This is a genomic window from Nostoc sp., assembly GCF_036917515.1.
Lineage (GTDB): Bacteria > Cyanobacteriota > Cyanobacteriia > Cyanobacteriales > Nostocaceae > Nostoc.
The window spans coordinates 119,902-135,658 of the sequence record NZ_JBALDE010000173.1; the positions used below are offsets into that span (position 1 = coordinate 119,902).

General features: G+C 39.0%; 15 protein-coding genes and 1 pseudogene. 11 read left to right on the forward strand and 5 right to left on the reverse strand.

Annotation, left to right across the window (positions count from 1 at the left end):
* Nucleotides 1–24 precede the first annotated feature (24 nt).
* From V7K89_RS22820 to V7K89_RS22855, 8 genes are all read left to right on the forward strand, one after another.
* Nucleotides 25–909, forward strand: a complete 885-nt coding sequence (locus tag V7K89_RS22820; RefSeq protein ID WP_335191196.1) for a TauD/TfdA family dioxygenase — start codon at nucleotides 25–27, stop codon at nucleotides 907–909.
* A gap of 83 nt (nucleotides 910–992) precedes the next feature.
* On the forward strand, nucleotides 993–1,757 hold the full coding sequence (locus V7K89_RS22825) for a class I SAM-dependent DNA methyltransferase (protein WP_335191198.1): 765 nt from the start codon (nucleotides 993–995) through the stop codon (nucleotides 1,755–1,757).
* A gap of 112 nt (nucleotides 1,758–1,869) precedes the next feature.
* Nucleotides 1,870–2,841 (forward strand): aldo/keto reductase, encoded by a 972-nt coding sequence (locus V7K89_RS22830; RefSeq protein WP_335191201.1) that lies wholly within the window; start codon nucleotides 1,870–1,872, stop codon nucleotides 2,839–2,841.
* Nucleotides 2,842–3,012: 171 nt separating this feature from the next.
* Nucleotides 3,013–3,330 carry a hypothetical protein gene (locus V7K89_RS22835; RefSeq protein WP_335191203.1) on the forward strand — a complete coding sequence of 106 codons (318 nt, stop codon included), beginning with the start codon at nucleotides 3,013–3,015 and terminating at the stop codon, nucleotides 3,328–3,330.
* An 85-nt stretch (nucleotides 3,331–3,415) separates the two neighbouring features.
* A complete protein-coding gene (locus V7K89_RS22840) occupies nucleotides 3,416–3,643 on the forward strand; it encodes an MbtH family protein (RefSeq protein WP_335191205.1) in 228 nt (75 codons plus the stop codon).
* A 75-nt stretch (nucleotides 3,644–3,718) separates the two neighbouring features.
* Nucleotides 3,719–4,495, forward strand: a complete 777-nt coding sequence (locus V7K89_RS22845; RefSeq protein WP_335191207.1) for a thioesterase II family protein — start codon at nucleotides 3,719–3,721, stop codon at nucleotides 4,493–4,495.
* Between the two features lie 251 nt (nucleotides 4,496–4,746).
* Nucleotides 4,747–6,885 carry an acylase gene (locus V7K89_RS22850; protein ID WP_335191209.1) on the forward strand — a complete coding sequence of 713 codons (2,139 nt, stop codon included), beginning with the start codon at nucleotides 4,747–4,749 and terminating at the stop codon, nucleotides 6,883–6,885.
* Between the two features lie 59 nt (nucleotides 6,886–6,944).
* Nucleotides 6,945–7,400 carry a hypothetical protein gene (locus tag V7K89_RS22855; RefSeq protein WP_335191211.1) on the forward strand — a complete coding sequence of 152 codons (456 nt, stop codon included), beginning with the start codon at nucleotides 6,945–6,947 and terminating at the stop codon, nucleotides 7,398–7,400.
* A gap of 157 nt (nucleotides 7,401–7,557) precedes the next feature.
* On the opposite strand, the gene V7K89_RS22860 is transcribed toward V7K89_RS22855, so the two are convergent.
* From V7K89_RS22860 to modA, 3 genes are all read right to left on the reverse strand, one after another.
* A complete protein-coding gene (locus V7K89_RS22860; protein WP_335191213.1) occupies nucleotides 7,558–8,211 on the reverse strand; it encodes a DUF642 domain-containing protein in 654 nt (217 codons plus the stop codon).
* Between the two features lie 261 nt (nucleotides 8,212–8,472).
* Nucleotides 8,473–9,078 carry a DUF642 domain-containing protein gene (locus V7K89_RS22865; RefSeq protein WP_335191215.1) on the reverse strand — a complete coding sequence of 202 codons (606 nt, stop codon included), beginning with the start codon at nucleotides 9,076–9,078 and terminating at the stop codon, nucleotides 8,473–8,475.
* Nucleotides 9,079–9,144: 66 nt separating this feature from the next.
* Entirely contained in the window at nucleotides 9,145–9,999 is an 855-nt protein-coding gene (modA, locus tag V7K89_RS22870; RefSeq protein ID WP_335191216.1) for a molybdate ABC transporter substrate-binding protein, read from the reverse strand.
* Nucleotides 10,000–10,743: 744 nt separating this feature from the next.
* Here modA and V7K89_RS22875 point away from each other — a divergent pair.
* A pseudogene (locus V7K89_RS22875) lies at nucleotides 10,744–11,145 on the forward strand (fasciclin domain-containing protein).
* 192 nt (nucleotides 11,146–11,337) lie between these two features.
* On the opposite strand, the gene sfsA reads toward V7K89_RS22875, so the two are convergent.
* Nucleotides 11,338–12,063, reverse strand: a complete 726-nt coding sequence (sfsA, locus tag V7K89_RS22880) for a DNA/RNA nuclease SfsA (RefSeq protein ID WP_335191271.1) — start codon at nucleotides 12,061–12,063, stop codon at nucleotides 11,338–11,340.
* A 241-nt stretch (nucleotides 12,064–12,304) separates the two neighbouring features.
* On the opposite strand from sfsA, the gene V7K89_RS22885 reads away from it, so the two are divergent.
* Together V7K89_RS22885 and V7K89_RS22890 are read left to right on the forward strand one after the other, a co-directional pair.
* Nucleotides 12,305–12,973, forward strand: coding sequence for a 2OG-Fe dioxygenase family protein (locus tag V7K89_RS22885; protein WP_335191218.1), 669 nt, complete (start codon nucleotides 12,305–12,307; stop codon nucleotides 12,971–12,973).
* 541 nt (nucleotides 12,974–13,514) lie between these two features.
* On the forward strand, nucleotides 13,515–14,780 hold the full coding sequence (locus tag V7K89_RS22890) for a tetratricopeptide repeat protein (RefSeq protein ID WP_335191220.1): 1,266 nt from the start codon (nucleotides 13,515–13,517) through the stop codon (nucleotides 14,778–14,780).
* A gap of 128 nt (nucleotides 14,781–14,908) precedes the next feature.
* On the opposite strand, the gene V7K89_RS22895 is transcribed toward V7K89_RS22890, so the two are convergent.
* Complete coding sequence (locus V7K89_RS22895) at nucleotides 14,909–15,742, reverse strand: DUF4114 domain-containing protein (protein WP_335191222.1); 834 nt, start codon at nucleotides 15,740–15,742, stop codon at nucleotides 14,909–14,911.
* Nucleotides 15,743–15,757 lie beyond the last annotated feature (15 nt).

The following is a 15,757-nucleotide window of genomic DNA, read 5'->3' on the forward strand; positions in this document are numbered from 1 at the left end:
TAAATTCCCTAAATAATCGGAGAAATGAATGATATGATCGGGAAAATCGAGCCACTAGGCACTAGCACAGGAAAAATACTATATAGTAGTAGTCATTGCCAAAATATTCTTGACCTCTCCGTAGCAGAGACTATAGAGATATTCAAGTCATCTGGAGTTATTCTATTTCGAGGTTTTGGGGTAACTCCCAAGCAGATGAAAGAATTTTCAGAACAATTTAGTGGGAAACATATTATAGATTTTACAAAAGTCAGCATTGATTCTGACAAGTTTGTTAATTTTGTAGATGGCGGGATGGATGGTCTTATTCCTCATTGCGAAAATTCTTGTTTTCCCTTTCGACCTGATGTTATTTGGTTTTGCTGTACTGTACCAGCCGAACAAGAAGGCGAAACTTTATTCTGGGATGGTGTCCGAGTGTGGGAGGAACTGAGTCAAGAATCGAAACAGTTATTTATTTCCAAGCAATTAAAGTTTTCTTATAAAAATATTCCGGTTGATATATTGAAAGGAATAATAGGTTTAGATGCTAATACTATAGATGATCTCAAGCAAAAATTAGACAGTCTTGATGGGATAAGTTATCAGTTTAATGATGATAAAACTGTTTCTATAGAATATACTTGCTCATCTGTAGTAAACAACAAATATAATCATCAAAATGCATTTGCCAATCACTTTTGGGTATATCAGAAAAAGACAGAAGAAGCAATTTTTGAAGACGGTTCAAGAGCTTCTGATGAAGTTGCTGATGAAATAGAAATAATTTTCGACAAGTTAACAGAAAAGATCCCGTGGGAAGCAGGTGATCTGGTAATGATGGATAATTCAAGATTTTTACACGGTCGTGGAGCATTTAACGATAAGCGACGACAAATTTTTACTACCCTAAGTAACCTGAAGTTTTGATCAATTGTTTCACATTTGACTTGCATATTAACGCGAGTAGATGATTATTTTTCATTAATTATGAAGCAAAGGAAAAACCTTTTATGTCTTCGTCTTCAGCAACTAGCTATAACAAATTTGATGAACCATTTGCCCGAATATATAACGAGACTTTAGGGCCAAGTTACAACAAAATAGCCTTCCCAACCTTGGAAAAATTACTATTACCTTACATTCCTGAAGGAGCGAATATTCTTGACCTCTGTTGTGGGACAGGGGAACTGTCACAATGGCTGCTAAATAAAGGTTATCAGGTAACTGGAATTGATCGCTCCCAGAGAATGTTGGAATATGCTCATCAGAATGCACCTAATTGCAAATTGATTCTTGGTGATGTGCGCTTCTTTGAATTGCCGCCTACTTTCCATGCAATTTCTTCAATGGGTTTGGGTTTCAATCACATTCTGAATTTGTCAGAATTAACAGGTACTTTCCATAATGTATACAGCGCACTTCATCGCAACGGTATATTTGTATTCGACTTACGTCTAGAAGAAGCATATAATTCTAATTTGAACGGTCGTGTACTAGGTGATATTAAAGATGAATATGCTTGGGCTATGAAAAATATTTATTATCCAGAAACTAAAGAATGTCAAGTTTTTGTAACAACTTTTCAATTAAGAGAAAGAGATTGCTGGAAGCGCCTAGATACTAGTTTTTCAGTCATTGGTTATTCTCAGGCTGAAGTCCAGTCAACTTTAGAAAATATCGGTTTTACAGAAGTTAGTGTATATGATTTTAAACTTGATTTAGCATTGATTGCAGAGGCTGATATGGTCTGCTTTGTTTGTCGTAAAACCAGCTAGAAAGTTAATATAACTTTATTTTAAGTAAAGAATTTTATCAGTACGTTCTTCTATAAAAATAAATGCTTACTGTTTGGAAAAAATCTTCTCCAATACTCCGTATTTTTCTGGTATGAAATATGTCAACTTTGGTAAAACTGGATTGAAAATTTCGCGATTATGCCTCGGGACTCTGAGTTACGGTAGTCCTCAATGGGAAGAATGGATACTTTCAGAAGAAGCGAGTCGTCCGTTTATCCAAAAAGCCCTAGAGTTGGGAATTAATTTCTTTGACACTGCTGATATGTACTCGCAGGGAGTTAGCGAACAGATCCTTGGGCGATCGCTCAAAGACTTTGCCAAAAGGGAGCAGGTTGTTATTGCTACCAAGCTCTACTATCCGATGGGGGATAGTCCCAATGACAAAGGCTTGTCTCGTAAACACATCATGGACAGTATTGATGCTTCGTTACGACGGTTACAGACAGATTATGTAGATATCTATCAGATTCATCGCTGGGACTACGAGACACCGATTGAGGAAACTCTTGCGGCACTACATGATATTGTGAAGGCAGGTAAGGCTCGTTACATCGGGGCTTCCAGCATGTACGCTTGGCAGTTTGCTAAAGCGCTTTACTTGGCTGATATGCATGGTTGGACTCGTTTTGTTTCCATGCAGAATCTTTACAACTTGATTTACCGAGAAGAAGAGCGAGAGATGCTGCCGTTGTGTCAAACTGAGGGGATCGCGGTGATTCCGTGGAGTCCTATTGCACGAGGCTTTCTGGCTGGTAATCAGCCTCGCCATAGTTCCGGTAAGACGATTCGTGCTAGAACCGATTATCAACTCAACTATGAAGAGTTTGATTTTGAAATAGTTGACCGAGTTATAGATCTAGCAAAGCAACGCGGTGTATCTGCTGCCCAGATTTCTCTAGCTTGGCTTCTACATCAACCAAGTGTTACTGCTCCTATCATTGGTGCCACAAAGATAAAGCACCTAGAAGAAGCTGTAGCTACATTAGATTTGGTTATGGATAACGACGAGCGCACCTTGCTAGAGCAGCCATACAAGCCTCGTGCTATCTTTGGGCTTGACTAAAGGTACAGAATCTGAGGAAAGCCAATTCATTAGATGGTAGACCTCGTCTATGACGATAAAATCAAGACTGTGACAAATATTCAACCTTCAATCTTGCAGTCAGTTTACAAAAATACCTATCAAAGGTAAATAGACCAACTCATGCAAAAGAATATAAACAGAGGTATCACTATGGCAACAATGGGAAAATACTGTAAAGCTTACTCTCTCAAAAAATTACGTCAGTTCAGTCAGTGGACAGAACGTGCTGAAAATAGCAGAAAAGAAAAGAAACAAATCGACGGTAAGGAAGTCGAAATAAATCGAAAACTAACTGATGACGACTTTCTTTATCTACAAGAAAACTATGTAGTCACAGATGGTATTTTTCAGGATAAAAATATCATTTTTGACAATGTAACACCTGAATGGCAAAAGTTCTGTAAAAATACACTTTTATTCGATATTCCAGTTGACGAACCTGTGCAAGTAAAAGCATCAGCAGGTTAAGAAAAGAGGTGAGTCATCAAATGAGAGAATAAGAATACAAAAACTAAGTTTGACATCGTGTAAGACAAATCACAGGAGATAAATTATGTATCAAGACGACAAAGAAGACACGACGATTTATAAAGTGGTAGTCAATCATGAGGAACAGTATTCCATTTGGCCTATTGACCGAGAAAACGCTCTTGGCTGGCGAGATGCAGGTCATAGTGGTTTAAAAGCGGAATGTCTTGAGTACATCAAGCAAGTTTGGACGGACATGAGACCACTCAGTTTAAGGAAGAAGATGGAAGAAGCGGCTCATAGCAACACATAACACTACCGATTAGCAAAAGGTTTTAACTACAAGGAAGAATGCCTACCAAAGACGCTCTGTAGGGCTGTTTTATTCATGACAACTACACCAACATTTAACTTTTGCGTTACCTGTCCCAAGCCAAATACTCAAGCTTCGCTGCGTTTATTCTGCTTCCCATATGCAGGTGGTAGTTCTCTCATTTTTCGCACATGGTTAGACAGTCTACCCACAACTGTCGAAGTTTGTCCCATCGAACTACCCGGACGAGGTATGCAAATGAGGACAAGCTTATTCTCGCAGTTAGAACCCCTTATCGGTGCGATCGCTCCAGTCCTCATTCCATATTTAGATAAACCATTCGCCTTCTTTGGCCATAGTATGGGAGCGATTGTCAGCTTTGAGCTAGCCCGTTTACTTCGCAAACAGTACAGTTTGTCACCTGTACACTTGTTTGTTTCCGGTCACCACGCTCCGCAAATTCCCGATCCAGATCCACCCATCCATGCTCTAAGCGAACCTGCTTTCAAAGAAGAAATACGCCGTCTCAATGGGACTCCTGAGGCAGTGCTGGAAAACGCCGAACTGATACAACTTCTTATTCCAATTCTTCGAGCAGACTTTGCAGTTCTGGAAACTTATTTGTACACTACTGAATCACCACTTAACTGCCCCATCACTGCTTTTGGTGGTTTACAGGATCACAAGGTTAGTTACGATAAGCTCCAAGCTTGGCGGGAGCAGACAAATGCTGCGTTCTTACTACAAATGTTTCCTGGGAACCATTTTTTCCTGCACTCAGCCCAATCACTCCTACTAGAGTTTATGTCTCAACAATTGTGGCAAATTACCAGTGAGATAAAGTCGTTGTAACACAACCAGACAACAGGTTAATTTTTTATCTCATTTCTTAAACCTCAACTAGTGGTCTATGAAATTAAATTTGAGGAGGGTAAGAAAACGAACCGCGTACTCCTACAAAAAAGCAAGCTACGCAAAGCGTCTCACAGAGAAGGACGCAAAAAGCGTAAAGTCAGAGGGAAAGAAGAGAAATTTAAAAGCTGATTCACCTATCAAAATTAATGAGACAGACTACTAAGTTACTATATTTTTTCCAGCTTATAATGAGCTATTTACATAAAGGTTTCAAAAATAAAGGTTTTAAAAAAAAATTATTCCGACTTTTAGCATTTGTACTTGGTATTTTATTTACTCTCGTTGTTGGAAGCTACACTCCTGCACAGGTCACAAAATCTACTGAAATACTTTGGGATACCTATGGCATACCTCACATCTATGGCAAGGATGTCCCAAGTGCGTTTCAAGCCTTCGGTTGGGCGCAGATGCAAAGTCATGGTAACTTGCTTTTGCGTCTTTATGGTCAAGCACGTGGACGCGCTGCCGAATATTGGGGAGAGAAATATTTAGAATCAGACCGTTGGGTACAGACTATGGGAGTTCCAGAACGCGCTCGTTCTTGGTACACTTCCCAAAGTCCAGCTTTTCGTAGCTACCTGAATGCCTTTGCTGCTGGAATTAATGCTTATGCTCGGGAGCATGGCGAACTGATTGATGATCAAGTAGAGTTAGTGTTGCCAGTCAAAGCAGAAGATGTTCTGGCTCATTTACACCGAGTTCTGCATTTTACTTTTATTGTTAACCCAGAAGACGTTGCAGCAAGTGTTGCAGGCGATATTTCAAAGGAGCCAAAAGCAGGGTCTAATGGTTGGGCGATCGCTCCATCACATTCTGCGAGTGGTAAAGCGATGCTGCTTGCAAATCCACACTTGCTTTGGGCGGATTTATTCTTATGGTACGAAGCTCAAGTTACTGCTCCAGGTATTAATGCTTACGGAGCAACACTTGTAGGAATTCCTGTATTGGCGATCGCATTTAACAATAATTTGGGTTGGACTCATACCATCAACACTTTTGATGGCTGGGATGCTTACAAACTCAAATTAGTTGACAATGGTTATCGCTTTGATGGCAAAGTTCGTCCCTTCGAGACCACAACCCTTTCCTTGAAGGTAAAACAAAAAGACGGTACAATACGCAACCAATCTCTAGTTGTAAAACGTTCTATCCACGGGCCAGTGCTGACAGAGAAAGATGGAAAAGCTATAGCACTACGGGTTGTCGGTCTTGATCGACCAAAGGTACTTGAACAGTGGTGGGATATGGCGCGCTCCCAAAACTTGAAACAATTTCAAACCGTACTCCAACGCTTGCAACTGCCAATGTTCACGGTGATGTATGCAGATAGAAATGGGAATATCATGCACCTGTTCAACGGTAATGTTCCAGTTCGTTCTCAAGGTAATTTTGAATACTGGGAAGGGATTATTCCTGGTGATACTTCCAAGACATTATGGACAAAAATCCATCCTTATAAAGATTTACCACGCATTATTAACCCGAAAAGCGGATGGTTACAAAATACCAACGACCCACCTTGGACAACCACGTTTCCTGCTGCTATTAAAGCAAATAATTACCCTTCTTATATAGCACCTCGTTCACCGTATTTTCCTGCGAATTTTCGGACAGAGCGTTCTCTAAAAATGCTTTTTGAGGATAACAAAATTTCCTTTGATGAAATGGTGCAATACAAACATTCAACCCGGATGGAACTAGCGGATCGCATCTTGGATGACTTAATTCCGGCAGCACGCAAGCAAGGAAGTTCCTTAGCGCGGCTAGCTGCTGATACCCTAGAAGCCTGGGATCGGCAAGCCAATGCAGATAGCAAGGGTGCGGTACTCTTTGCCGCTTGGGTAGAACAGATGAACTGGGATAAAGGGTTTAGCAAACCTTGGAGAGAAAACTCCCCACTTACTACGCCAGACGGTTTAGCCGATCCAGCGAGTGCAGTCGCAACACTAGAAGCTGTTGCTACCAAAGTTGAAAAAGCATACGGGGCACTAAATGTGGCATGGGGGGACGTTTTTCGGCTAGTGGTAAATAATAAGGATTTGCCTGCTAATGGTGGTGTTGGACGTCTCGGTCTTTTCCGCGTTCTTAATTTTGCTCCAGCATCGCAAAATCGCTTCCAAGCAGTTAGTGGTGATTCGTTCGTCGCAGCCATTGAATTTTCTCAACCAGTAAAGGCGATGGCACTCATTAGCTACGGCAATGCTACTCAACCGGGTTCGCCCCATGTTGGCGATCAGTTAGAGATGTTCACTCGCAAGCAGTTGCGTTCGGTTTGGCGTGAGCGCTCAGATATCCTAGCTCATTTAGAAGAGCGCAAGGTGTTCTGAAGTCAATACATTCTATTATCCAACATCAGAATATAGAAGTATCAAGCGCTCCAAAAGTTATGGATGTCATACAAAGTTTAGACTTGACACATGTAATTAAATTTCATAATTCTGATTTCAGGACATTCATCAACAACCTTGATAATCAGTGGCTTCCATTTGATTTTATTTGGAACGATGCTACTAATTCTGGTGGGGTTCAATTCAGAGAGTTATTTGATTTGCTTAAGCCCAATGGTGGGATAATGGTTATTCACGATAAGCTAACGAGTACGACAGGTCAAAAGGAGATTAGTGATATTAAGCAGGCTCAAGCAACAACTATGTTCAATGATTTTGAATTATTTAACATACTAGAGCCTCATAAGTTTTGGCAAACTAGTGCGACGCTAATTAAGAGAACATCCGAGTGTAAACCCAAATTATTTCCAGGTGTGCTGACACCGGAAATGGAGCAAGATGCTACATATTTCTTGGAAACTAGGGCAGTTCGTAACCCACATATTGATTATTGACAAAGTTTTATATCTAATTTGTTCAGCAGTTTCGCACCGAGAACTAGTCTAAACTCCAGTTAGTAGAAGATAACCAAATCCCTCATAGCTACCACACAGTAGTTTGAGGGATTTACGCTCTGTTCTTTTCCAAAAGTTAAAAAAAAGGCTATTCTTTCTAGCTAATTGCCTTCTTTTTCTTCAGCCATATTCCTAATAAACCAGCAGTAACTGCTATTCCTCCAATAGTTGATGGCTCAGGCACAGGTTTTACACTCACATTATCCAAGTATAAGAATTCATATTTATCCCAATTTCCAAACTTTAACTCTGTGGATGATGCATCTGCCGTGAAATTAAACTTATATTGCGTGTATGGTTGAAAAGAAATATCTTTTTGATCAAAAAGCTTATTTCCACCTACAAATGTCTGAAATTGATTATCAAGGTTAGGAGCCTCATCTATAGATGCTAAATAGTAACTAAGTTCGTATTTCTGACCAGGTTGTGTAGAAAGTGTCTGTGATACGTAGCTGAGACCTATAAATCCACTAAGTGATAAGCCCTGATTACCACTATTATGCTGAGGAAAATTGCTTATTCTTATCCCTGATATATCCATTGGATCGCCAGACTTAGTCCAGTCTGTAATATTCGGATTTGTAGCGTTGGGATTGTTAGGATCTACGAGGGGATCAAGTTCAAAACTTCCGTTTTTAACAAGTTCTGCCGCTTGTGCTGCTGCATTATAAATATTAGTAATCACAGCAGTGCTAATTAAGATAGTAGTAAAACTAAAAACAATAATTGAGAGTTTTTTAGTTAAATTCATGAAACTTGACTCCAAATAATTCTAAAATTTGACAATGAAAACAAGTTGATAGTTACATTTATACTTGCTGGCTTTCAGTAGTGTCAAGAAAAATGAACACTTTCTTCTGGTTTATAAGAGTTAGCTATAGATGTGGATAATGATTTATACACTCAAGGCAATTTTCTCAATAAACCTATGATAAAGTTTTTAAATCAGATAAATTTTAATGGCATTCTTGACACTATTGAGCCAGACATTGCTTATGCTTCTACCTGTGGTTTATTCATCCCCATAGTTTTTCCCTTTATATTCAGGTGTAGCTTTGACACTCACATCATCCAAATATAAAAACGCATATTTAGCTTGGGAGCCAAACTTTATTTCGGTGGATCTTCCTTTTGCTCTAAAATTTAACGTGTATTGTGTGTAGGGTTGGTAAGGAGTATCTTTTTGAACATAAACATTTTTACCACCTACAAAAACCTTAAATTTGTTCTTTAGCTCAGGTGCCTCTTCTGTCGATGCAAGATAGTAAGTAAGTTTGTAGCATTGACCAGGAAATGTAGGGATAGTCTGTGATATGTAGCTAATAGCTGAAAATCCACCAAGCGATAATCCCTGCTTACCAGTATTTGAAAAATTGTCAATTTTAGTACCTGATGTATCTATCGAATTACCAGATTTAACCCATCCTGTAACATTAGGATTTGTAGTTTCGGGATTAGTTGGATCTATAAGAGAGTCGTATTCAAATCCTCCGTTGATAATCAGTTCTTGTCTTTCAGCTTGTGCTGCTGACTTATAAGTATTAGTAATCACAGCAGTATGAAGGAAAGCAGTAGTCAAACTACAAACAATAATTGAGAGTTTTTTAGTGAACTTCACAAGACATGACTCCAAATAGTTCAAAATTCACGACAACAAGTACTCGATTGATTTACTTTCTGGTGATTAAGGCAGGATAAACCCGTAAGTATTTTTGAAGATATTCTGAGCAGTACTACCACTTAAGTAGTTAGAAAAACTCTGTGCCGTCGTTAAAACTTTTGTCCTGCTGAGTATACCCAGTGGATAAACAATCGAATCGCTCTCTGTTGTGAGGGCAGTTTGTACAACTCTTACCTTGTTAGAAATGGCCGCATCAGTTTTGTAAACAGCACCTGCACTGATGGTTGTAGTTATACCTCCAACTACAAGAGTTTTATTTTCAACAGCAGTTAAGACGGCACGCACATTAGCAGCACGGTATAATTTGGGACTAAGAGTAGTAAAAATACCTCGGCTAGTGAGAACTTGTTTGGCATAATTTCCTGCTGGCACAACTGGAGGAGTACCTGTGTAGTCACCTATGGCAATACCAGTAATGTTGGCATTGGTCAAACCATTGAAGCTAGTGAGAGCAGCACTACCAGCACTAACAGGAGGTGTTGTAGGCGCAATCAAAACTAAACGATTTTTAACGACGTTTTTACGGCTACCTGCAACCAATTTACTTGGGGTTGAATTCTGCAATACATCTATTTGGCTGGTAGCAGCAGAAATGAAAATATCTGCTGGTGCTCCTGCTTGTATTTGGCTTAGTAAAGTACCAGAAGCACCAAACGTATAAACGACGTTGACGCCTGGGTTAGCATTTTGGTACTGAGTCTTAATGGCATTCAGCGCGTTTGTTAAACTGACAGCTGCATACACGTTAAGTGTCGTTACAGAGCTTGCTGGTGATAAATTAACGAACTGTAAGCCTATTACCAGCATCATGCTGCTAGCTGCTGTAGCAATCCAAGCAATAAGTCTTCTTCTGTTCATGAAAGTTATAGTTTGGGGGAAATATTACCTAAAAGTCTCATTGTTGACATACCTGACTTACACACAGTCAACAGAAATACCAACCACACAGAAGGTAGAGGATATAGATAAATGGGAGTTAGAGAAGGTTTTGGTGTAAATCTTACGCATCATTACACATCATAAATTTTGGAAATAAACGGCCAATCACAATTGCTAAAAGCATTGGTGTGATAGGCCCTTTGTTATTTCCAAGTGGAATTACACAAACAGCGAGTGAAATATATTTAGTGATGAAATAATATCAGTTAAATACGATTATTACCAACTTTTCTGGTCAATAAATCCTGACAAAAAGCTAATGCAAGTATATTTAAATTCTCTAAAAACCTTGATTTATCTATATAGAATGGATTATGCTATAGACTTTTCTGATCACTCCTAAATATCTAAAGCTTTATTTATACCAACTAAATACTTTCAATCATCCGTTTAGCTAACTTTATTGGTATTGTAAGTACTGCTCTGACAATCTTTGGATGCGATCGCCTCTCCTACTGTGTAAAAAATCGTAAGCGCATCCAGCAGTGCTCATAACTCATCCGCCTAAAGATGTACATATAATTCTTTATTTGTATAAAAACATATATAAACTTCTATATCATCAATAAGAAAAATTGATTTAACATAAGTTTAATGATAGATAGATTTTATTAAATGAACAGTCGAAACTTGTAACAAGTTACACAGAACTAGATAAAACACATGGCTAACATAATTGACACTGCCACTAACAATGGTTCTTTCACGACACTAGTTGCAGCAATCCAAGCGGCTGATCTGGTAGATACACTTAAAGATCCAGGGCTATTTACTGTCTTCGCACCCACTGATGAAGCGTTTAATAAGCTTCCAGCAGGTACAGTAGACGCACTACTTTAAGATACTGCCAAGCTCAAAAAAATCTTGACCTATCATGTTGTCTCAGGCAAGGTACTGGTTGCTGATGTGGCTAAACTGAAGACAGCTAAAACAGTTGAAGGTTCAGATGTAAAAATTGACGCTTCTAATGGCGTCAAGATAAATGATGTAACAGTTGCAACAGCAGATGTTGCTGCTGATAACGGTGTCATCCATGTCATTGACACAGTTTTGATTCCTGCATAACCAAACGTCAGAATAGCGAACGCTATTTCTGGGGTGACGACTACCTATAGTCATCTCTTCATTACAGTCTGGTTGAATGTTTTTTAGTAAACACCAACTAACAATAAATCCATCTAGATAGGATCTAGATGGATTTATTGTTTTATGCATGTAGAAACGTTGCAATTGCTAGTCTCTCTTAATTAAATGCAATCAAATTTTTAGTTTTGCTAAACCTAAATAACGGATACCTTCGGGGGAAATGTCAAAACGGCAAGGTAAAACTTCTAAACCGAGAGCGATCGCATCCCGCAATAATTTACCATATACAGGATCTGTGCGATCGCCAGGGGAAAACTCTGTACAATCACCCCGATTGATAAAATAAAGCATCACCGCACGAGTCAAAGGTAACAGCGCCATTAATTCTCGCAAGTGTTTTTGCCCTCTGGTAGTTTCCGTGTCAGGAAATAGGGCTAATCTCCCCTCAGACAAAGTTGTATTTTTCACTTCTAAATAAATCGGGCGTTTCTCATCACTCCCCGTCAAGAAAAAATCCACTCGACTTTTTTTATCTAGCCCATAAACTACCTCGCCCTTAATTTGGCTATAGTCACCCAATTCCGGGAAAAGGTATTTCGCCAAAGCTAGCTTTACCACCCGATTAGGCAAAACAGTATTTATGCCTACCCAAGTCGGCTCATTATCATGTACCTGAATTAGTTCTAGAGTGTAAGCCAATTTGCGGTTAAGATTATCGCTTTTAGAAAGTTGTACCGTACTTAAAGGTGTCGATACTCCAGTCATTGGCCCTGTATTAGGACAGTGTGCTGTCACTATTTCGCCAGAAGTAAGTTGAACATCAGCAAAAAACCGCTTGTAACGCTTAAGTAAAATACCGGAATATAAAGGTGGGTAACGGTAAAGCCAATCTATCATTATGGAACCTTGTTGCTGTTTGTAAATATACGTCGATTCATTGACCACCGAACCCATATCTGCAAATCTTTTCAGTAGCGACTCCGTTCTGTGACAGAATTTGAGTTACTTTAAATATCATAAGTTGTCCATTTATGTAGTTAAATTGACAACATATTAACAAAAATTAGCATATAATAAATATTATAAGCCTCCCATAAAAAAATTCGGGAGAATCTCAACGTGCAAGGAGGTAAATCCTATGCAAAAAGTGTGGACAGTAACGGAATTAGAATATGCTTTTCTATTTACTCTCAGAAAGGTAAATTCGATCGGTCTAGAAGGTTTTAAGCCGTTTTTTAGTAATATGCCTCTTGACCCTTATATCAAAGGCAATTATCGTTCCAGAAGATTATCTCGGTTCACAGTCTCTGGAAATCAGTTAATCAAATTACCTCATGGCGTCTTCTTTCAAAGTAAAGAGTATAATCGATTAGCGGGTGACGTAAAAAGAGAGTTTGCAGAATTAGATGATGCACTCATAGAACTTGATATTTTCAAAAATCTTGTTTTGGCATTTAGTGATTCTTGTAAACTTCATCCGGAAGCTGAAATTGGAGTTCATCAAATTAGAATTAGTTGTTCTCCAGAGAATTTTGGTAATCCAGCGCCTGAAGGTATCCATCAAGATGGCACTAATTTTATTGGCATATTTTCAGTAAATAGAGAGAATATTCAAGGTGGAGAAACACATCTGTACACTGCCAAAAAAGAAAAGCCTGTGTTTAGTAAAATTCTCAATCCGGGAGAACTTCTATTAGTTAATGACCATGAATTTTTCCACTACGCTAATCCTATCAAACCACAAACTGACGCTCAAGGAAGTTGGGATGTTTTTGTTCTAACTTCTCCTAGCTTGCTTTCAGAATAATGTTAGTGCGATAATTCAGGACTCAAAAAGCATAAGTCAGAAGAAATCTAGTACTATTAGTATATTTATTCTAGAAATTGTCTACTGATTATTGAACTATTCTGATTGCTAAATTTTGAATTTTAGTCAGCCGTAAATATTTGAAAATCTACGAGATATGGGGGATTGAATTTAGTCAATTTTCCATATTTTTATTGGAAAATTTACAGAAGCTAGCTGATAATAGTTGATTAAAATTAATGGCTAAAGTTGCCATATCAATTAATAAAGCTCTAATATTTTATTGTAAGACGAAACTATATCAAATACATAGGCACAAACTGCTGAATATAATCATAAATTTAATTGGTGATATTTTCACCAAACTTAACCCTCAAATCTGGATGTGTACAATATTCCATTTCTCAAAACTTAGGGTAGTGTGTTGGTTTTATTTCACAAAAACTATGAAATATACTTAAAATATGAAGATGATTGTATAGGTTAGACTACGAAACAAGCCTGTTGGAATTCAATTAACTGAATCAACCAAACAAATGCCATGAATGACGAATTATACAATAGAGGATTGGAAAAGGCTAGGGGAAAAGATTACGCGGGAGCAATTGAGGAATTTAACCATGCTTTACAACTGACACCTTACTTTAGCGAAGCTTATTTGCAACGGGGTTTAGCATATTATGACTCAGGAGCAGTCCTGAAAGCTGTTTCAGATTATACCGAAGCCTTGAAGCTGAATCCTGATAGTGTAGAGGCATATTATTGTCGGGGATTGGCTAGGGTAGCGCTGAAAAATTTACCGGGGGCGCTAGACGATGTTGAACGCGCGATTCGTCTCAATCTTAATTATGCTGCTGCTTATAATCTGCGGGGAATGGTGCGGCGCAAACAAGGTTACATTCAAGATGCGATCGCTAACTTTAAAAAAGCTGCTGGGTTATATTTAGAGCAACAGGACAAAGAGAATTGTCGTCTTTGTCTAGAACGAATTAAACAGCTACAACCACCACAAAAACCTGCTCTTGAGCAATCGCATTCCAGCAATGCAGCAATTTTATCCACCAATGATTATTTCACGCAATTATTAGAAAAGGCTGAAAAGGGAGATACCCAAGAAGCACTTGCCGATTTAAACTGGGTATTAAAAGCCGATCCGCAAGATGCCCAAGCTTACTGCTGTCGTGGGGTTGTGCGTTGTAAAATTGGGAATTATCGAGAAGCGATCGCAGATTTTAATCAAGCATTACGACTAAATTTTCAAGATGCCATTGTCTACCGCAACCGAGGTAAAGCACGTTCTGTCTTAGGAGATCATCAAGGGGCGATCGCGGATCTTAACCAAGCACTCCAGATGCAACCCGAAGATGTCTTAGTTTATATTGCCAGAGGTAATGCCTATCGGACAACGGGCAATTATCTTGGTGCAATTCAAGATTATACCCAAGCATTGCAAATCAATTCTGATGATGCTCAAGCTTACTATAATCGCGGCATTGCCTATACTTGCTTAGAAGAAATACAAAACGCTGTAGAAGATTATCAACGGGCGGCGAGTATTTTTTGCAAACAAGAAGACTGGGAAAATTATCAACAAGTCTTAAGTAGTTTAGAAAAAATTCAGAAATTTAGTCCATCAAAAAAGCAAAAATATCACCTGCTACGTCAGCGACTTTTACGAATGGTTGGGGGACACTGGGAAATTGCTGAACGATTGATTCAGCAAAATCAAGATTACCATCCTGGGATGTCAGACGAGTGGTATTTGCAAAAAGTGATTGATGATTTAGAACGCGATCGCAATAGATAAAATATAAATGCCGCTATAAAAAACGTAAAATCACCCGTACATTATTTATACGGGTGAAGAATGCGAGCGATTGCTTGTTATTTTTGAATTAAACTAAACGCCCCCTATATTAAGCACCGTTTCCAAGTTTAGTGAGAAGTGCGACTTTGACGGCGGCGGCGCAATCCAAACATACCAACTGCTCCCACGGCAAACATTGATAGAGTAACAGATGGTTCAGGAACGGTAGCACCAATTAAAGCTTTAACATTTGCCTCACCGACATCAAGAACGACGACAACATCATTAAAGTCGCGATCGGAACCTTCGTTCCACTTACCAGTTGCAGAATCTACCCCTGAAGCGTGTAAACCACCGTATAAATCCTCGAATGCCAGGAGGATGTAGTTGTTGTAAGCATATGCAACTGCGTGCTGTAGTCCGTCAGCGTTAGAGGCAGTATCAGTACCAAAGATATTGGCAGAGTTGCCACGGCCTAAACCATCAGCTCTCAACCAGAAGTCTAGTTGAGTACCTGCGCTAACATTACCAACTTTGACTCCATCACCTAGTTTTAGTGCGTTACCGCCCCAGCCCCCAACACATCCATTTCCTTCACAAGAAATATCATTAAAAAGCAGTCCAGACTTCTTAGTAGCTCCTGTAGCTTCAAAAGCTAACTGGTTTCTATAACCTGCACCCTCATTAATAAAGTAAACAGAAACATCATGGTTGTATTTTAGGTTTAATTTATTGGGGTCTAATTTAAATTGTCCGCTGTTTGGAAGGGCAACACTTTCTGCTTGGACAAATTGTTGAAAAGGAGTGTCGTTAAAACCAGTTTGAGACTTATTATATACAGTTGGTTGAGTCCAAGAGCTATTCCAATTAAAATCAGCAGCAGATGCAGTTTCTACTTTGGAAACTAATCCGGTCAAGGTAGCTGTAGCGGCAATCAAGGCTGTGAATAAATTAAGTTTCATGTTATGAGCTATTAA